This window comes from Pedosphaera parvula Ellin514, assembly GCF_000172555.1.
Taxonomy (GTDB): domain Bacteria; phylum Verrucomicrobiota; class Verrucomicrobiia; order Limisphaerales; family Pedosphaeraceae; genus Pedosphaera.
Map to the genome: position 1 here is coordinate 1 of NZ_ABOX02000065.1, position 19,383 is coordinate 19,383.

Below are 19,383 nucleotides of genomic sequence, written 5' to 3' on the forward strand. Positions count from 1 at the left end.
GTCTATCGGGTGAGCGAGTGGGGATTCAACTGGCTGCTGGGCCGATATGAGGCGGGGTTGAAGTGGGTGCTGCGTCACCAGGGATTCATGTTGGTGGTGGCCGCGCTCACGATGGTGGCGACGGTCTGGTTATACATGAAAATTCCCAAGGGCTTCTTCCCGCAACAGGATACGGGTGTGATGATGGGAGTTACGGAGGCATCGCAGGATATTTCCTTTGAAGCGATGGCCAAGCTACAGAACCAGGTCGCTGCAATCGTAATGGCTGATCCGGCGGTGGCGACGCTGGGATCGTTCATGGGATCTTCCCAGGGAAATTCGACCATGAACAACGGGCGCATGTTTATCACGCTGAAGCCGCTCAAGGAGCGGAAAGTTCATGCGGATGTGGTTATCGCCCGGCTGCGTGCGAAATTGGCGCACGTGGAGGGGATTAATTTATTTTTACAACCGGTGCAGGACATCCGGGTGGGTGGACGCATGGGCAAGGGACAGTATCAGTATGCCTTGCAAACTGCCGATCTGAAGGAGTTGAACCATTGGGCGACGACGCTGGTGGCCAGGTTGCAAAAGTCCCCGGAGTTGAAGGATGTTACCAGTGATCAGCAGACCAGGGGATTGCAGGCCAATGTGGTGATTGACCGCGATGCGGCCGCGCGGTTGGGGGTGTCACCGGCGTTGATCGACAACACGCTTTATGATGCGTTTGGGCAGCGGCAGGTTTCGACGATTTACCAGAGGTATAACCAGCATCATGTGGTGATGGAGGTGAATCCGGAGTTCCTCGAAGATCCGAAGGCGTTGGAGAAGATATTTGTGAAATCTTCCACCGGCCGGCAGGTGCCATTGGCGAGCGTGGCCAGATTTGAGACCGGCAATACCAGTCTTTCAGTCAATCACCAGGGGCAGTTTCCCGCGATCACATTGAGTTTCAATCTGGCGCCCGGAGTTTCGTTGGGGGAGGCGAAGCCGGTCATTGAGCAAGCGGTGCGCGATATCAGGATGCCGGGTACCGTGACGGGAAGCTTTCAAGGGACGGCGCAGGTTTTTCAATCGTCCCTCGCCACGCTGCCCCTGCTTTTGGCGGCGGCATTGATTGCGGTGTATGTGGTCCTGGGGATGCTTTACGAAAGTTTGATCCATCCGATCACCATCATTTCCACACTGCCTTCAGCCGGTTTAGGTGCGTTGCTCGCGTTGGAGCTAACTGGATTTGATCTGTCGCTGGTTTCGTTCATTGGAGTGATTCTCCTGATGGGAATTGTGAAAAAGAACGGGATCATGATGGTGGATTTTGCGTTGGATGCGGAACGACAGGAAGGGTTGACCCCTGAAGATGCGATTTACAAGGCGTGCGTGATCCGGTTCCGGCCGATCATGATGACCACGATGGCCGCTTTGTTGGGAGTGGTGCCGCTGGCGATTGGAATGGGAGAGGGTTCGGAGTTGCGGCGGCCATTGGGCATCGCGGTTGTGGGCGGGCTGATCCTATCCCAAGTGCTGACACTTTACACGACACCGGTGGTTTACCTGATGTTTGAGCACCTGCGTCGGCGGTTCAAACTGCTCCGTCATCGCGGAGTCGGTGAGGTGGCGGTAGTTCCGGCTGTGTGAAGGACGTTTGACGTTGTCACGGCCAGGACGGGCCGTTATTTGGCAGCTGCGGTTGGTGCTGCAACTTTAAGTTTTTCGGTCGTCAGGGAGTTGAGGAGTTGGCCAAACACGTAGTGTTTCGCCAAATGTTTTTCGTCCAAGGCTGTTTGAGAAATAGTAATAATTCCACCCGGAAAGGGAACGGTGAAGGTCAAGAGAATCACCCTGGCCTTGGCCTGGGTGGTGTAATCGAGGCGAAAGCCAAATCCATCACCAAGGCCGCTGTTGGAATCCAATATTGGCGTAATCTGCGCATCCGGATACCGGGAGCGAAGTTGCTGTTGAATTCTGGCAGCATCCAGCGGGAGGGACATGTCGCGGGAAACAACCTGCATGGCTATGGGAATTCTCCCGTCGTTAAAAGAAATCTCAATGTTTCCCTTCTGAGCCAGAGCTTTGACCGAAGCTCCCGGCCCTGGAGTGAAGCTGAAACAGTTGGTGTCGGCTAGGACCAGAAATCGCTCCGTAAACCCGCCCTCCGGTGAAGGCGTGGTGGTTCTTATCACCTGGAAACGTTCTTCCGTGGCCTCTGCAATGCCGGCAAGTAGAGCAAGCGAGAGGAGTAGGCCGGCAGTTTTGTTTATCATAGCAGCAAAGAAGTTTTCAAGGTGTACCCGCAGTCTGCAGTGTCCAGCCAACGCGTTCCACGTAAAGAATTTGAGGAGTACCGGGGGGGAGTTTGGCGACATCGTAGAAATTTTTGTCAAAAGCCCAGTTGCGGTTGGGCGGGTTATAATAGGGGGTCCCGGTGCCCCACGGAGCAATGGCGGTGCGACTATTGAACATGACGACCATGGAGCCGTTGTACCAGAAATTCTTGCCGGACCAGTTTTCCAGGAAGCGCGGGAAGTTCTCGACGCCACCACTGTAACTTGCACTGGTAGTGGGAACAATGCCGCCCAGGAAGGCGGCATTTACGGTGGTGTCATTGGCGTTTCGGGTGCCGCCGCTGAGGCTGTTGCGGCTATTAGCGTCAGCCCAATTGCCGGAAAGGACCGTAATGGCGTCGCCAATGATGGCTGCCGGGGCGGTGTAGGTGGTATTGTTGCTGTTCTTGGAATCGTGGTTTGCATCTTTCGTGTTGTAGTTCCCCTGAACGTAGATGGGATCCGGGGTGGCCACGGTTAGTCCGGTAGCCGGAAGCTGCTCACCATTTAACAGACGGACGCCAGGTTCGCCAGCGCTGGTGCGAAAGTCAGCGACGTAGACGATGTTCGGAGCGGTTTTGCCGGACAATTTAGCAGTGACTGTGTTGCTGGAAGAGCTGATCCAAGTGCCAAGTTTGGCGACATCCACGTCAACCGAGTGCACAGTGCTGGATTCTCGAGCGTTATAAAAAGAGTTGGTGGTAGTGAGAAAAGTGCTCCACTCATTGGTGGGGATGCGAGTGGTTTGTTCTGAAATCCCACCGGTGACGTAGGCAGTGTCGTTGGAGACCAGAATAATTACGTCAGCCTTGTTGTAGAAGCGATTTGTGCCGATGGCCGAAAGCGGGTCTTCACCAGGAGGTGGAGTTTTGAGCACTTCGAAGACACTATCCGGGGTATTGCTCGTGCCGATGGGGAGGTTGAGCGAACTGGTGCCGCTATCATGCTCTCCTTTGTAGACGACACTTGGGTTAGAGATGCCACGATTGCTTGGGTCGGTTGGCATACTGGTGGCGTATATTTGGCCCGAAGAAGTAACGTCATTGGAAAAAGTGAGGGTACTGCTGGGCTGAGTATAGATGTCGCCGTTGGAATGGACACGACCCGTGACGTTCATGGTCGGGCTCGGATTTATTTCCAAATCCATGGTATAGAAAATAGCAAACTGAAAGAGGGGGATGGCTTCGACCGCGATATCCTGCCGGACGCCAGCCACGATGCCGTAACGACTATTATTATAACTGGCATTGGAGGTGATGCGGTAAGTGGATTTGTATCCGTTCAATCCACTGTATTGCCCGTCAAGCGTGGCGACGGCGGGAGTCGAAAGCCGGTCGACGTAGGTTCCGGCACTGCCGGTCAACGGATTGACAAAGGAATAGCTGCCCCAGTAGGAGTCATCGGAGGTGGTTGGAATTACATTTCCGTATGACCCGAGATTTTTGTACACAACTCCATCGCCAAAATGAATGTAGTCGCGTTCGAGCTGGACTAGAACTTTTTCAGTGGCAGCCTCGGCCGCAGCCGCGGTGGTAAAGTACTCGTTGTTGCGATCCGTGAGACGCGTGCTCTCCGAGGTCCAGCTCATGGTGCCGGCGAGGAGCAAAACGCTCAGGCCAAGAAAGACCATGACCAGAAGCAGGGCATAACCGCCCTGCTGGTTGCGGGGACGAAGGTTTGTTTTCATAAGCTCAATAGAGTCGGCGACGGGTTATGCGGGTATGGAGTTGGTAGGAATCGTAATAGTTGGTGGGGCCGATATTCACGAGGGGATACTCGAGCTGACTGAACTGGAGGGTCATCCCGATGACTTGATTGTTTGAACTATTGCTGTGCACGTTGCCCCAGCTATCTTCGGCGGTAAAGATGGGAACCGTATTGGTGATAACGGCATGGGCCAGGACAAGGGTGTAATTGCCATTGTTGGTGTAACTGGTGCGGAGCAGTTTGGTGTAATTGGAGGCGTTGGCGGAGTCCTGGTAAAAATACCTGATCCAGATGCTGGTGTCGTTGGTGGGATAAACTTGAATGGCATTGCCCAACTGAAGTGAGTTGGTTCCGACCTCGGTAAAATTGGTTATGTCGCCTTGCCCAATCTTGATCCAAGTGGCAGAGCGGATTTCGCCAATGAGGTGATTCAGGGCATTACGGGCATCATCGCTGGCGCCAAGCTTCACCCGGGTGATCTGCTGCAGCCGCAAACCGAATATGTAGCAATAGATCAGGCCGCCCATTAGCAGCATGAAAACCGCGGCCGTGACCATCATTTCCGCCAGGGTAAATGCGCGACAGCCTTGGCGGCAACCGGTGCGGGTGTGTTTGGGATGAAAGGTTAATTTCATTGGTTGGGAGCCCTGAAAGTGGCTACGGTGTTTTTGAAAACATTGGTGCCCGATGGCCTGACAAATGGCCAGGTGCAATCCACGCGGATCATTTTGATGGGATAGGCGCTGTTGTTGGTCAGAGTGGTGATGGTCCACGTGTTGGTGGCGTAGGTTTTGTTGCCGCCTGCAACCGGGACATCGAGAATATTGGTGCCTACCGAGGGGAAATTGGACTGAACGCATTGGTCATCACCCTTAACCGACAAGGGATCCCATTTGGCGGCACGAGCCTGTTCCAAGCCCTGGAGAGCGAGATTTTGAGCCGCGAGACTATAAGCAGACCATTCGGCACGCTGAGCGGTTTGGGTGAAGCCAATGATGATACCGGCGAAGAGCAGGGTCATGATGGCGAGGGCGACGACCACTTCCACCAGCGTGAAGCCTGCCGCGGAATTTCTGGAAGATTTTTTGGCTGGGACAAACATGAGCTTTGAGCTGGTTAATAGTTATGCTGAACGGGCGCAAGCGGATTGGTTTCAGCTTAAAATCGAATTCAATTCTCGTGCTCATCAGCACCGACCGTGCCATTTCCTTCTCAGACCTGATAACGAGACAAAACGAGCTCTATCAGTGGTGAGAGAGAGTTGGTGATGTCTTAAAAGAAGGCAAGGCGTACCCTTTGAATACAGATTATTTTTGGAGTGAAATCAAATGGAACGCTTTTGCCTAAAAATTAGGCTTTCTAATGGGTTGCGCAATGCATGCGGGTGCTGACAGCGTTTTTGGAGGATGGAAATGAGACGCAAAGGAGGCTGAAAGGAGAGTGAAAAAGCGCGGCGAAGAAAATTTTTTGAATGGTCTGAACCTTGCTTGATCTTCAAGTTGAGAAAACAAATTTTGAAGGCAGGGTGGTTGGTTCTGGCGAGGTCACTATTCCAGCGGCTGCAGGATCATCAACATCCGCCCGCGGGTTGGAATCGTCTCCGTCCAAACAAATTATTTAAGCGACGATACGGCGGGCTTGTCGGTGGCGAGATTGCCGATGGCGCGCAGCAGGGCGTATTGGGCTTTGTTGAATTCGGCGACGATGTTGGCGAAATCGTTGCGCGCGCGGGTGAGGTCCTGCTGGGTTTGGATGTCCTCCAATACTGCGCCGACAGCAAACTCCTGTCGTTGTTCGGCGAGTTTTTCGGCTTCGGCGGCAAGTTCCAGATTGTGTTTGACGGTGGTGAGTTGTTCGGAGAGGGAACGAAAGCGGGTGATGCTTTCAACCACTTCACGGGTGATTTGGTCGTGGAGCTTCGCTTCACCCAGGCGGGCGTCTTCCAAACGTGATTGGTAGAGGCGGGTGCGGCTGAAATCGAAAAGTCCACCCGGGCCGATGCGCCAGCTGAGGTAAGCAATATAATCTTCTGATTGACCGAACGGATGAGGTTGGTTATCGATGCCGCCACCCAAACCACCAATAAAAGCCTGACCGCCAAGAGAAGGAATCAGCGGGCCGACAGTAGTGCCATCGTGGGCCGATCTGGCTGCAGCGACCAAGGAATGACTGGCCTGGAGTTCCGGGCGATGGACCAGCGCTTGTTCCACCAGCGGACTCAGAGCAGCATTCGAAGCGACGAGTGAGAGAGGGACAAGCTCAGTTTCCTTCGCGACAAGTTCCACCGCGGGATCGAGGCGCAATACTTCAGCAAGGCGGGCGCCAGCGACGCGTTGTTGCTCGAGGGCCTGGCGCAAGGAGAGAGCGGTCTGGCCGGTTTGGACCTGGGCGCGCAACTGATCGCCTTTATAAGCGATGCCGGCGCTCACGGCGCTGATGAGTTGTTGCTCCAGATTTTGGGAGATGCGCAGAGCTTCATTATCGACGGCGATCTGGGCTTGAGCTTTGGCCAGGTCGTAGTAGCCCTGAATGGCGGAAAGCAGAGTGATCTGGCGTTGAGCTTCGAGGGCGTGGTCGGCGGCATTGAGTGTTTGGCGGGCCGCGAGGGATTTATAAAGGGCATCGCCGAGATCCACCTGCGCATTCACGGTGATACCAGGGGCATAGGATTCCTTATGGACTTCGATGATGTTGCCGGCGACATCCTGAATGAAGTTGTCATGACGTCGGAAGGAGACGCCGGGCGAGAGCCAGGGCAGGAACTGCATGACGGCACCGTTGTATGAAGCCCGGGCCTGCGTCAGTTTTTCCCGGGCAATTTGCACATCCAAATTCTGGGCGCTGGCCAGGCGCAGGACCGTGGGAAGATCGACAGTGTAGGTCTCGTTCGAGCTGGTCAGATTAGTCTGTGCTGCTGCTGTGGATACGAGCAGGGAGCAGGCGCAGGCAAAAGTGAGTTGGTTGAGAGTCCTCATTTTCCCTCCGTCACAGTGACTGGCTGTCCGGAACTTAAGGTTTGTTTGCCGACGAGGATCAGCGGTTCTTCCGGGGTGACACCCTCGAGAATTTCGACATTGGCGCCATCAGTAAAGCCGGTTTTAACGGGAACCTTTTGAGCTTTGCCGCCATTCAACTTGAAAACCGAGGTGCCGGTTTTTTCAGTTACGAGAGCGTCAAGGGGAATCAGAAGAGCATTGGCATGGGTTTCCACGCCGAGCTTTACATTGGCATACATGCCGGGGAGAAGTTTGTGGTCGGCATTGGGCAGGTCGATTTCGACGAGCATGGTTTTGGTGGCGTCGTCGAGCGAGTGTGAAAAGCGAGTCACGGTGCCGGTGAAGTTCGTGCCGGGTAATTCATCGATGTAAATTTTAACCGGGAGATCGTTGCGAATAAATGGGGTTTCGGGTTCCGGCACGGCCACCTGCACGCGGACTTTGGAGAAATCGGCCAGGGTAACGATGGGGGAAGATTGCGCGGCGTTGCCGGAAGTGGCGGCGGCGATGAAAGCGCCGGGATCGACCGAGCGTTTGGTGATCGTGCCGGAAAAAGGAGCGATGATCTTGCAGAACTGCAGCAGGGTTTCGGCATGCTCAAGACTGGCTTTGGCGACGAGCGATTTGGCGCGGGCAGTATCAATCGATTGGGCGACGACGAGCGAGGGGGCTTTCTGCTGAGCCTCGAGGATGCGTTTGTAATCGATGTCGGCGACCTCCACTTCGGCCTTGGATTTGGCGAGATCGGCGAGGAGTTCGGGCACTTCAATTTCAGCGAGCAGATCACCTTCCTTAACGGAATCGCCTTTATCCACGTGGATGGTTTTCAAGTAGCCGGTGACCTTGGCGTGCAGAGCGGCCTGCTGATCCGGGATGACATTTCCGGGCAGGGAAACCGAGCGTGTGATGTCGCCGCGTTTGGGCTGGACGAGTTTGACGGCAACGGGCGGGGTCTCCTTCGACGGTGCTTTGGACTCAGGTGGATTGCAGCCGGCAATCACTCCGAGACTGGCGAGGAGCAAGGAACTAAAAAAATGCTTGGATTTCATGGGCAAGCTTTAGGTGGTAGTGCGAGGCGGAACAAAGTGAACACTGTCCGGATCGTCCGGGCTGAGCGAAGCGCTGCGGGTGACGCTGCGCTTTTGGATGAGGGCAAAGATGGAGGGCAGAATGAAGAGAGTGGCGAATGTGGCGGCGATGAGACCGCCAACGACAGCGCGACCGAGAGGGGCGGATTGTTGAGCCCCTTCGCCAAAGCCAATGGCCATCGGAAGCATGCCTGCGATCATGGCAAAGCTGGTCATGAGAATCGGACGCAAACGGCTGCGAACACCTTCGACGGCGGCATCATCCGAAGCAGCGCCGGCGAGGCGGTTGCGTTCGGCAAACGTGACGAGCAGGATTGCGTTCGCCACCGCGACACCAACGGCCATGATGGCTCCCATAAAGGATTGAATGTTGAGCGTGGTGTGCGTGAGCCAAAGAGCGATGGTGACTCCGGCGATCACAGCGGGGACAGTGGAAATGACTGCGAGGGAAAGTTTCAGTGATTGAAAATTGGCATCCAGCAGGAGGAAGATGACAGCCACGGCGAGCAGGAGGCCGGTGCGAAGACCTTCGAGCATTTGCTGCAGTGGGACGATCTGGCCGCGCACGTTGATGTTGACCTTGGGCGGAGGATTGCCAGCGTCTTTGATGGCCCGGGTTATTTGTTTGGAAATAGCGCCGAGGTCACCACCCGCCAGATTGGCGGTGAGCGTAACGGTGCGTTGCATGTTGTAGCGGTCATACTGCCCGGGGGTGTAACTGTTCGTCACGCTGGCCACGTTGCGAAGCAGAACGGATTTTCCATCCCTGCTTAGAACAGGAACATTTTTGATTTCCTCCAGCGAGCTGATTTTGGTTTGCGGAATTTGCACTTGAAGCTGGTAGCTGACGCCGCTGTTGGGATCGGCCCAATAGTTGGGGACGGTAAAGCGGCTGGAGGAGGTGGCTTCCACGAGGGAGCGGGTGGCATCGGCAGTTTTGACGCCGAGTTGACCGGCCCGTTCGCGGTTGAGGGCGACATCAACGGTGGGATAGTCGAGCGACTGGCCGAATTGGATATCGCGCAGGGCGGGGATTTTCAGGAGTTGGTCACGAATTTTTTGAGCGTGTTCATAACTGGCGGTGAGGCTCGGGCCGCTCACGGCGATTTCGATGGGAGTGGGAGCGCCGAAGCTCATGATGCGACTGACAATGTCGCCGGGTTCGAAGGAAAATTTTACACCGGACATTTCGCTGGCGAGACGATGACGGAGACGTTCCTTGAGCACATCGATTTTGACCGGTGCGGTCGGCTTCAATTGCACCTGGAGCACGGCTTCCTCGGGTCCGCTGTTCCAGAGATGGATGAAATTAACCGGGTAGCTGGAGGCATGGACGCCGATGAGGCCCATGGTGATCTCAATATTTTGTGCGCCGACTTCCTGTTTGATTATTTCCAGAACGTTAGTGGCGATGCGTTCGGTGACCTCAATGCGTGAGCCTGGTTGGGCGCGGAGGCGAAGTTGAAATTGCCCGGCATCGACGCGAGGGAAGATTTCGGTGCCAAGTTGGCGACCGAAGAGGATAATTACAGCAGCGGCTACACCGAGATACACCAGCAGGACCAACCAGCGGAGACGGAGAACACGTTGGGAAAAATTGGCGAAGCGGTTTTGGAAACGGAGGAATGAGGAGCTTTCGTGCAATTTGGTTCCGGCAGCCTTCGATCTTTCAGCCGTATGGCGGAGAAACCAGATGGAAAGAATGGGGACGAGGGTGCTGGAGAGAATGAAAGAAGCAATCATGGAGAATCCCACTGCGAGAGCCAGTGGGACGAACAGGGCTTTGGCAGCGCCGACCATGAAGAAGGCGGGGATGAAAACCGCGAGGATGCAGAGCATGGCGAGCAGACGGGGCAAGGCGGTTTCCGAGGTGGCGTCGAGAGCAGCGCGGGCGAGCGGGCGACCGCGGGTGAGATGGGAGTGAATGTTTTCAATCGTGACCGTGGCTTCGTCCACGAGAATACCAACAGCGAGAGCCAGCCCGCCAAGCGTCATGATGTTGACAGTTTGATGAGTGATCCAGAGTGCGAAGAGGGCGGCGAGCAGGGCGATGGGGATGTTGAGAACGACGATGAAAGCACTGCGCCAATCACGCAGGAAGAGCAGGACCATCAAGCCGGTGAGGACGGCACCGAGTAAACCCTCCTTCACCAGGCCCGAGATGGCGCGGATGACGTAAGGTGATTGGTCGAACTCATAGCTGACCTTTACGTCATCAGGGACGACGCTCTGGAATTTGGGAAGATTTTGTTTAACCAAGCTTACCACGGAGAGAGTGGAGGCATCGGAGCGTTTAGTGACTGGGATGTAAACGGTGCGACGGCCATTGACCAACGCGTAGCTGGTGACGATGTCAGAGCCGTCGATGACTTCGCCGACATCACGCAGATACACGGCGGGATAGGTGCCGGTGCGGATGGGGGTGCTTTCGAGGTCCTTGATGTTTTTGACGACCGAATTGATGGGAACTATCGGGTATTTGTCACCGAGGATCACATTGCCGGAAGGGCTGACCGTGTTGGCGGCAGTCACAGCGGAGACGATGTCATCGGGAGTCAGGTTGTAGGCGCGGAGACGGTCGGGTTTGAGATTGACCAGGATGCTGCGAGCGCTGCCACCGAACGGAGGCGGAGCCGAGACACCGGGGAGCGTGGCGAAGATCGGTCGGACGAGATTGAGCGCGGCGTCCTGAAGTTGGCCGACCGTGCGGGTTTCACTGGAGAAGACCAAATTGCCGACGGGGACACTGCCGGCATCGAAGCGCATGACAAACGGCGGGACGGTGCCGGGTGGCATGAAGGCGCGGGCGCGGTTTACGTAAGAGACGGTTTCAGACATGGCTTGGGCCATGTCGGTGCCGGGGTGGAATTGAAGCTTGATGAGAGCGGCACCTTGTATGGATTTGGATTCAACGTGCTCAATGCCAGTAATGTAAAGGAAGTGATACTCGTAATAATAAGTGAGATAGCCTTCCATCTGGGCCGGATCCAAGCCGCCGTAGGGTTGGGCGACGTAGATGGTCGGAATGCCCAAAGAAGGAAAAATATCCTGCGGCATCTGCCGCCAGGCGAGCACGGCACCGAGGATGACGGAAATGACCGCAACAATGACAGTAAACGGGCGGCGAAGAGATGGTTCAACCAGATTCATTGTGCGAGCATTCCGATATTTCGAGTAATTGTTTTAGCTCGCAGAGATTATATTACAAACAAATAAGGACTTTCCGCGGGAGCTCACAAAACAAAAACGGAGGATGTCTTTCATGGACATCCTCCGGCGGAAAAAGGAGCAACCGAATCAAGGAACGGTTACCCGATAGAAGTTCATCGGAACATCCAAAGCTTCGGTGTCGTTATATTGGAGGGTGCCAGTCCTGTTCGTCAGGGTGATGATTGGGACCCAGGTGCTGAAGTCGAAAGAGCTTTCGAGTTGGAAGGCGGCTCCGGTTCGGCCTTTCATGTTCACGAGTACCTGGCTGCCCGGGATGACCGCGAGAGACTCGATGCTTGCACCTTTGCAAAGGCCGTTGGTGCCGGCGTTGTAGATGGATTGAATTTCTGCAGCGGTGAGGGCGCGGTTGAAGAGCATGACTTCATCCATGAGACCCTTGTAATTTGAGCCGCCGGTGGGGTCGGCCCCGATGCGGAGAGCCAGGGCATTGGTGGGAATGCTCTGGGCAGAGACGAGGTTGGTATCGAGTACGCCGTTGTTATAGAGCTTGAGAGCAGAGCCATCGAAGGTTCCGGCCACGAGAGTGAAGGTGTTGAGCGGAACCGTGGCTCTGCCGTTGAGAGTTGTGCCGCCAATTTTCATTTGGAGTCGGTTGGTGGCAATTTGCAGGTGCCAGCCGTCCGAGCCGCCGAAGGTATGCTTGTCGAGCAAACGGGTCGTGACGTTGGTGCCAGTGGGATTGACCCAGGCGAGGATTGAGATTTTGTTGGTGAAATTCAGGCTGGGAGAGTGGGGGATTTGGATGAAGGCATTGGTGCCATTGAAACTAAAGGCCTGGCCCACTTTGCCGGCGGCGAAAGTGGTGTTGGTCAGATTGCCATGATTCGTGCCTTGCAGATCGAGGGCGTTGCCATCGGCGGTCCACCAACTGATCATGTTGGTGGGAGCGGGGACGCAATCAATCGTGTTGGTAGGGGCGGCAATAATTAAGGTGGCCGTCTGGCTGAAAATCGAGCCTACGATGTTGGTGATGAACACGGAATAAGGACCGGCTTTTGGCGCCTGCACTGAAGGAATGGCATAGGAGGTGCCGGTGGCGCCGGGAAGATTGGTGCCATAGAAAAGCCATTGGTAACTCAGCGGGGCAGTTCCAGTGGCTGAGACGGTGAAGGTGGCCGGGAGCGTTACCGGGATGGCGATGGTTTGTGGCTGAGATGTGATTACTGGTGGATATAAGATCACGAGAGAGGCACCCGAGCTGAGGATGGAACCGGAGGAGTTGGTGACGGTGACCGTGTAGGTGCCGGCATTATTGCTCTGGATATTGGAGAGCAGGAGATTGGAGTCAGTAGCGTCCGGAAGCGGGAATCCATTTAGATTCCATTGATAGTGGAGCGGTTGGGAGCCGCCGGCAAACACGCTGAAAGTATTGGTGCCGCCAACGAGATTCGTCTGACTTAGCGGTTGGATGATGATGGCGGGCGGTCCGCTTACGGTGAGGTTGGCGACAGAACTGATCGCTGAGCCGCCGGCATTCGAGACAATAACCTGGTAAGGGCCGGTCCTGGCGGGTTGAGCATTGGGAATGGAATAAATGCTGCCGGTAGCGCCCGCGATGTTCGCCCCGAAGTATTGCCATTGATAATGCAGGGTGGGAGTGCCCGTGGCGGCGACAACAAAAGAAGCGGTGCTGCCGGCGTCGACATTCAGATCGGTGGGTTGGGTCGTAATGGCAGGTTGGAGGACAACAGTGAGCGTGGCGACAATGCTGGTGACCGAGCCAACGGGATTATTGATGATGACACTGTAACCGCCGGTGTTGTTGGTTTGCGCATTGGTGATCAGCAGGGACGAATCCGTGGCGCTGGCGAGGTTGGTGTTGGAGAAACGCCATTGATAAGAGTAAGGAGCGCCGCCGGAGGCAGTGACGTTGAACAAGGCGTTGCTGCTGATGCCAACGGTAAGGCTGGCTGGCTGGGTGGTGATGATGGGTGGGGTGATTACCGAAAGAACGGCATTTGAACTGGTGACGGTGCCGAAGCGATTGGAGACCACGACGGAGTAGGTTCCGGAGCTGGTGGTTTTTGCATTGTTGAAAGCCAGGGAGGGTGTGGTAGCTCCGGGAAAATTGGTGCCGGAACGTCTCCATTGATAGCTCAGCGGAGCAGTCCCGGTGGCGACGACGCTCAGGATGGTGCTGGTATTGGTTTTGATGATGACGGACTGTGGTTGAGTAGTGATCGAGGGAACTGTCGGAGCGGCGTCCGAGAGATCGGGAATGCCATTATTATCCTGGTCATGAGCATCGGTGATTTCGAAATGCCATTGGGTGAAGTCAGGCCAGGAGGTCGTCTGGAGAAAGTCGAAATAATTGGCAGAGGCATCGTATCTCTTTTGACTGGTGCGGGTGAAAACAGTGTTGCCGAGAACAACGTAGGTCAGGCCCTGGCTGTTCACCATATTGAATTGCGGCAGGGTGAGTTGATTAACGCTGTCCACGGAGAAAGGTGTGCCGCCGGTGAAATTGGTGCCAGCAGTATTATGGGCGGTGAAGGTCATGTAGTTGCTGCCAGCTTTGCGGGTATAACTGGCAGTGCCAGTGAGGGTGTTGAGGCCCCAAGTGCCAGTGATGCTGGAGTTTTCCATTGGTGAGTTGATCACGAAAGTGCCGACGTTGGTACCGGCGGCGCGGACGAGGCCGCCGGAAATGTAGGTTGAACTGGAGGAGGGATAATCCATCGTTTGGATTCCGGTGAAGGTGTAATTTACCGCCTGATTGAGTTGAGTAATGTCGGGGAGACCGTTGGTGTCGCCATCATAGGTGGTAAGCGAGATGACAAAGTTTCCATAGGAAATGAAACTGCCGTTGTTGTACATCACATAATCGGTTTCATAGATGCCGGGCTGGCCAGCGCGAGGGCGGAGTTCGCCGCTGTAAAACGGGGCGCCGCCAATAAGTTGATACTGTGGGTAGCCGGTGGTGCCATCATAGGTCGTGAAAAAATAAGAGTCATTCCCGGCGGTACCGAAGGAGAGGGAGACGGACCGGCAGGTGCCCAGGAAGTTGGCGGTATTGGTGAGCGTTTGGGCTGAAGAGGTCAGAGAGATGACCGCCAGCCAGAAAAGAAACAGTGCAGCTTTTTTCACAACAATTTCAGTTTAATGATTTCTCCTTAGCGGAGAGGCTTACAGCTTGAGAGACTATTGGTCTTCGGTTGGGAAGCAAAGTCTTTTATAGGCGAAAATGGTGGCACTAAAGGAGTAGTAATCAAGGCGAGCAGGATGCAGCTCCCAATCTTAAACGCGATTCCGCAAGGCTACTCGATAAAGCGGCACGACTGGAGGATACTGACCGCTCCAAGGCCGTTGCAGCTTACGAGGAAATTGTCAGATTGTATCCCAATACATCCGCCAGCAGGGAGGCTGCACGGAATATCCGAACTTTGACGGCCGGGCAGGCGGGTGCCAGTGAAACCGAACACCAAGGTTAAAGCCTTTCAAAATGATTGTCTGATACGAGCCTTCGCCCTATTTGGCCGGGGGAGAAGGAGAAGCCAGCGAGTCTGGCGGTTCCCAAGTTTGTTGGGAGATGAGCTGATGCAAAGTTTCCAAAAGATCCTCGGTTGCGAACGGTTTTTTTAGGAATGCCCGCACGTCCAATTGAACTGCTTGGGCGAGAGCGGACTCTGAACCCAGGCCGCTCATCCCGATAATTTGAACGGACGGATCGATTTGGCGCAGTGCGCGGATGGTTTCCGGACCATTCATGATGGGCATCATCATGTCAGTGACCACCACTTTGATGTCCGCCTTGTTCCGCTCATAGAGCGCCACGCCTTCTCCGCCATGTTTGGCCGTGAGAACCTTGTAATTGCAGGATTCCAGCAGGAGCTTCGTCACCTCCAAAAGGGTACTCTCATCATCTATCAAAAGTATTTTTTCACCATGCCCCATGCGCACACTACTGGGGGTTTTTGCGACAGTTGCTGTAATTGGCGGGGTGGCTGCCGGCAGGTAAATCTTGAAGACCGATCCTTTGCCCAACTCACTGGACGCTTCCACGAATCCGCCATGGGTTTTAACAATTCCCTTCACCGTTGAGAGACTCAGACCGGTGCCCTTGCCGATTTCCTTGGTGGTGAAAAAGGGATCGAAAATCCTGTCCAAAACTGCTGCGGACATGCCGTGACCGGTGTCCCTGACGGTGATAAGGACATGGGAGCCCGGGGTTGGATGCGGCCCGCCCAAATGGGTTTCATCGAGGAAGACGTTGGTTGCTTCAATGGTGAGAGAACCGCCATCCGGCATGGCATCGCGGGCGTTGACGCATAAGTTTAGCAAGACTTGATGAAGCTGAGTGGCATTGCCGGTGACGGGATAAAGTTCCGAAGCCACATCGCTCAGAATGTGGATCGATCGTGGGAAGGTATGGCTGGCGAGTTCCACGATTTCTGCGATCAGATGCCGTATTTGGAGAGAGGCATGTTCGCCGCCCATGCTGCGAGCGAAGGAAAGGATCTGTTTGACCATCTCCACGCTACGCCGGGTGCTACTTTGTGCCAGGTTCAACATTTTTTTGCTTTCCCCGGTGGCCAATTCGCCCTGGATAAAACTTAAGGCCATCACGACCGGGGTCAGAGCATTGTTGAGATCATGAGCAATGCCCCCAGCCAGAGCGCCGATGGTTTCCATTCTTTGCGTGCGAAGGAGCTGGGCTTCAAACTGCTTCCGGCCGGTAACGTCAGTGTTTATTATCAGAATGGATGTGGGGTCGCCTTGCTGGTCTCGCATCAAAGTCCAGCGGCTTTCGACGGTGATTTTCCTTCCTTTTTTGGTAACCTGATGCAATTCCCCCTGCCACTCGCCTTTTTCAAGCAGAGTTTTCGAAGCAGTGGATGAAGTGGCTAATGCGTCATGAGAGAGGAGTTCGTTCACATTGCGGTTGAGGGCTTCCTGTGCGCTCCAGCCATAGAGCCGTTCGGCGCTTTGGTTCCAATAGAGGATGGAGTGATCCAGGCCGTGAAGGCAGATGGCGTCCTGCGCCTGGTCCAGCAGCCTGGCCTGTTCCCGAAGCAGTTCCCCGGCCTGTTGCCGTTTTTTTGCGGCGGCCACTTCGTCCAAAGCCCGCCGGATGGCAGGCACCAAACGTCCGGGCCGGTCTTTGATAACATAGTCGGTGGCACCCAGCTTCAACGATTCGACCGCCTGCTCTTCGCCAACGGTCCCGGAAACAAAGATGAAGGGTGTTTCAGGACATTCTTTGCGCACCAGGGCCAGCGCAGACAATCCGTCAAATGCTGGTAGGGAGTAGTCCGACAGGATCAACTCGAACCGACCTGTCTTTAAAGCGGCCTCGAACTCGCGTTGCGTTTTCACGTGGGTGATCGCGCACTCAAAATTCTCTTTTAGCATCTTCTGAAGCAGTTGCGCATCACATGGGTCGTCTTCAAGATGGAGGAGATGCAAAGGCGTTTTCACAGCAATTTTAAATCAATAATGGTGCTCCTGCACTCTATGCGGCCGATTATTCTGGTACGCGCGTAGAAGGTGCCTATATATAATACGTATGAAAAACCACCGATCTTTCAAAAATCGTTCTTTTTATAATCCTAAAGGCTTTGAACGGTTGTTTTCAATTCATTAGCGACCGGCAGGCGCACTTTCCGGAAGGTTTTTTGTTCACGGCATAGCCATTACTAATAGTTTGGAGATCGAAAAGTTGCGGAATAAGAAAAGGTAATCCGTGAAGCGAGAATCGGCTTCACGGCCAAGGCCAAGGGCGGCTGAGTTAGCGACGAGTGAGGAGTGGAAAACAAAGCCACGAGGAATTGACTGACTTTTTGGATGTTTTGTCGCAACGGGAATTGTGCAGCGGAGGCTTGATTTTAGTTGTTGGCGGCGACAACCTTCGCAGCGAGAGAGCGAGAGAGCGAGAGAGTTTGTTATGATTCGGCACGTCAAAAAATACTTTGTCATTCGAAGTTATGTGAGGCGGCTGAGCCATGAGTTGGCAGGTCGCTTTGGTCTTCGGTCATTTTATAAAGTCGAGCACGTCACGCAAGCGGTGCAGCGCGGAGGATTTTCGGCGTCATTTATCGCTTATGCTCATGCGGCCTTTTGCGATCGTGAAGATTTTAAGGCTTATTATCAGCCGTTGGGGGCGGCTTATAGTTACCAGGATTTACGTGGCCTGATCGCCGACCGTTATTTGTCTGGACGGCGGGATTTTGATGCCAGGACAATCATTCACAAATTTAGGCGTGGTGATTATAGCAGTGGTAATTTTTATGAGAGCGGTATTGGCACAGATGGAAGCGACAGCGGTGGTAATTAGCGTGTCGTGGTCACCGCACTCAGAAATGAGTGCTGCGATGTTACTGGCGGAGCAATATTGGTCAGGATGGCAACAAATTCCGACTCAATCGTCAGACTTTGGTTCTGTCAGCAGAATGCTGCAATTTGAACGCCGCAAAACCATCCCTGTTTTTTTAATCAGCGAACCTCAACCCAGTTCGTTGATATGATTGCGTAGTTCACGTTGAGGAATCTTCAAAAATTCCTCCTTGATGATGGGAGCCATCTCGTCCGGGGTCAGGCGGAGTTTTAGATTCTCGTAGGCATCCTCTGGATTCTGGCCGTAAGCCAGTTTCTTTTTGCCCGTTTTCATGGCAAAGAGGAAGAAAAAGTGAGGGGTGGTAAAACTGCTCATGCTTTAACCAGTCTATCGGCGAACGAATCATTCTGTCCCGAGATTCCCTTGCGCAAACCACGGTTTACCTCGGCATCGTACTTGCCAGCCAGGAGTTCCTTGTAAAACTTATAATCAATCCCCTTGACCTTCTCGTCATTCGGGTTGCGGTGATAGTTATCCTTGGACATGAGGCTTTTTCCCTCAGCGATCAGTTGGTAGCCGAGTGCCGAGCCCGGATAAGGCGCATAATAAGCGATGGAGGGCATCACGCGTCTCATTGAGCGCAGCATGCGGATGGTGTCAAACGCATCCTCGCGCGTCTCACCGGGAATGCCCAGCATGATGTTGGACCAGAATCTGGGCGCCTCCTTGCCTTGACGTTCCAGGTCATCAGCCACGCGGTTAAGCAAATCGATGGCAAAGTAGTTGTCTTCCGCCGTGCATTCCTTGTTGAGAATCTTCAACACCCGGTCGCTTCCGGACTCGAATCCGATCGATATGGAAGTCCATTTTGTTTCCCGCAAAAGCGCCTCGAACATGTCGGGCCATTGTCGCACCGTATCCGCACGCCCGGCCGCCCAATAAGGCCAAACCTTCCGGGCCTTGGTGGGATATTTTTCCAACCATTCCCGCAGCCAAGGCGGATTTTGAAAGAACATCGAATCATGAATGACCACCGACCCGAGCGGCCCGAACTTCCGGTCCAAATAATTCAACTCGTCAATTACCTGGTCCACCGGTTTACGACCCATGGCTGGGATGAAGGACGATTCATTGCAGAAAGTACATTGCCACGGGCAAACCCGGCTGGTCATGATGGTTGCCACCGGACCCGGGCCCCAGCCGCACTTCGGCTCCAAAGGCCAGGGAAAATTTGGTCGTCGCGGATTTGGCCAAAGCGTGCGATCCATCATCGGCCACTCAGCCATTGACTTTGCTCCCACCCCTTTAAAGAGCTGGGGAAAATCCATGGGATTTTTTACAAGATCCACAATGGTATTCTCACCGGCTCCCTGACAGACGCGATCGAACACTCCCGTTTCCACCATCTCATCCGGTGCCACCGTTGCGTGCATACCTCCCGCGATCACCAGCCCCTTGGGGTTTACTTCCTTGAAAATCTTGGCGGCTTTGAAGGCGAAGGGAAAAGTATAACTCCGTACGTTCATCAGCAGCATGTCGTAACCGCGGAAACGTCGATATAACTGCTTCCAGGTGATGAGCGACCGCAGGGAAAACATGTCGGTCTGAACGCCATTATTATGAAGAATGGTTCGTAGCAGCCCCATCCCATGATCCTGCCATTTGTCCTGAGGACCTGAAGGCCAGACAAACGTGCCTAAATCACCCATGTCGAGCCAGAGGATTTTAGATTTCCCTTTGGCTTCCGGCTTCGGAGCAGGTGAAAACAGGTTAAATAATGCCATAAA

Annotated in this window: 13 protein-coding genes; 2 read left to right on the forward strand and 11 right to left on the reverse strand. The window is 54.4% G+C overall.

From position 1 onward, the window contains the following. Window positions 1-1,614, forward strand: a 1,614-nt coding sequence (locus CFLAV_RS28695; protein ID WP_007418429.1) for an efflux RND transporter permease subunit, incomplete at its 5' end; no start/stop codon positions are given. A gap of 35 nt (window positions 1,615-1,649) precedes the next feature. Here the strand turns inward: CFLAV_RS28695 and CFLAV_RS28700 are convergent. From CFLAV_RS28700 to CFLAV_RS28740, 9 genes are all read right to left on the reverse strand, one after another. Next, entirely contained in the window at window positions 1,650-2,240 is a 591-nt protein-coding gene (locus CFLAV_RS28700; protein WP_007418430.1) for a hypothetical protein, read from the reverse strand. Window positions 2,241-2,256: 16 nt separating this feature from the next. Further along, window positions 2,257-3,987 carry a hypothetical protein gene (locus CFLAV_RS28705; protein WP_007418431.1) on the reverse strand — a complete coding sequence of 577 codons (1,731 nt, stop codon included), beginning with the start codon at window positions 3,985-3,987 and terminating at the stop codon, window positions 2,257-2,259. A 4-nt stretch (window positions 3,988-3,991) separates the two neighbouring features. After that, on the reverse strand, window positions 3,992-4,642 hold the full coding sequence (locus CFLAV_RS28710; RefSeq protein ID WP_007418432.1) for a PilW family protein: 651 nt from the start codon (window positions 4,640-4,642) through the stop codon (window positions 3,992-3,994). Then, window positions 4,639-5,109, reverse strand: a complete 471-nt coding sequence (locus tag CFLAV_RS28715; protein ID WP_007418433.1) for a PulJ/GspJ family protein — start codon at window positions 5,107-5,109, stop codon at window positions 4,639-4,641. Before CFLAV_RS28715 ends, CFLAV_RS28710 begins: the two co-directional genes overlap by 4 nt. A gap of 511 nt (window positions 5,110-5,620) precedes the next feature. Next, the gene (locus tag CFLAV_RS28720; RefSeq protein WP_007418435.1) at window positions 5,621-6,982 is read right to left on the reverse strand and encodes a TolC family protein; all 1,362 of its coding nucleotides are present in this window, start codon (window positions 6,980-6,982) and stop codon (window positions 5,621-5,623) included. Beyond that, window positions 6,979-8,052 carry an efflux RND transporter periplasmic adaptor subunit gene (locus tag CFLAV_RS28725; protein WP_007418436.1) on the reverse strand — a complete coding sequence of 358 codons (1,074 nt, stop codon included), beginning with the start codon at window positions 8,050-8,052 and terminating at the stop codon, window positions 6,979-6,981. Before CFLAV_RS28725 ends, CFLAV_RS28720 begins: the two co-directional genes overlap by 4 nt. A gap of 9 nt (window positions 8,053-8,061) precedes the next feature. Beyond that, window positions 8,062-11,241 carry an efflux RND transporter permease subunit gene (locus CFLAV_RS28730; protein ID WP_007418437.1) on the reverse strand — a complete coding sequence of 1,060 codons (3,180 nt, stop codon included), beginning with the start codon at window positions 11,239-11,241 and terminating at the stop codon, window positions 8,062-8,064. 147 nt (window positions 11,242-11,388) lie between these two features. Next, entirely contained in the window at window positions 11,389-14,409 is a 3,021-nt protein-coding gene (locus tag CFLAV_RS33380; RefSeq protein ID WP_007418438.1) for an immunoglobulin domain-containing protein, read from the reverse strand. A 381-nt stretch (window positions 14,410-14,790) separates the two neighbouring features. Next, window positions 14,791-16,740 (reverse strand): hybrid sensor histidine kinase/response regulator, encoded by a 1,950-nt coding sequence (locus CFLAV_RS28740; protein ID WP_050785991.1) that lies wholly within the window; start codon window positions 16,738-16,740, stop codon window positions 14,791-14,793. A 466-nt stretch (window positions 16,741-17,206) separates the two neighbouring features. Between CFLAV_RS28740 and CFLAV_RS28745 the strand changes: the two genes are divergently transcribed. Continuing rightward, on the forward strand, window positions 17,207-17,596 hold the full coding sequence (locus CFLAV_RS28745) for a DUF6559 family protein (RefSeq protein WP_007418440.1): 390 nt from the start codon (window positions 17,207-17,209) through the stop codon (window positions 17,594-17,596). A gap of 168 nt (window positions 17,597-17,764) precedes the next feature. Here the strand turns inward: CFLAV_RS28745 and CFLAV_RS28750 are convergent, their stop codons facing one another. Next, the gene (locus tag CFLAV_RS28750) at window positions 17,765-17,971 is read right to left on the reverse strand and encodes a hypothetical protein (protein WP_007418441.1); all 207 of its coding nucleotides are present in this window, start codon (window positions 17,969-17,971) and stop codon (window positions 17,765-17,767) included. Further along, entirely contained in the window at window positions 17,968-19,380 is a 1,413-nt protein-coding gene (locus CFLAV_RS28755; RefSeq protein ID WP_007418442.1) for a B12-binding domain-containing radical SAM protein, read from the reverse strand. The genes CFLAV_RS28750 and CFLAV_RS28755 overlap by 4 nt, the downstream gene beginning before the upstream one ends. Window positions 19,381-19,383: the final 3 nt, after the last annotated feature.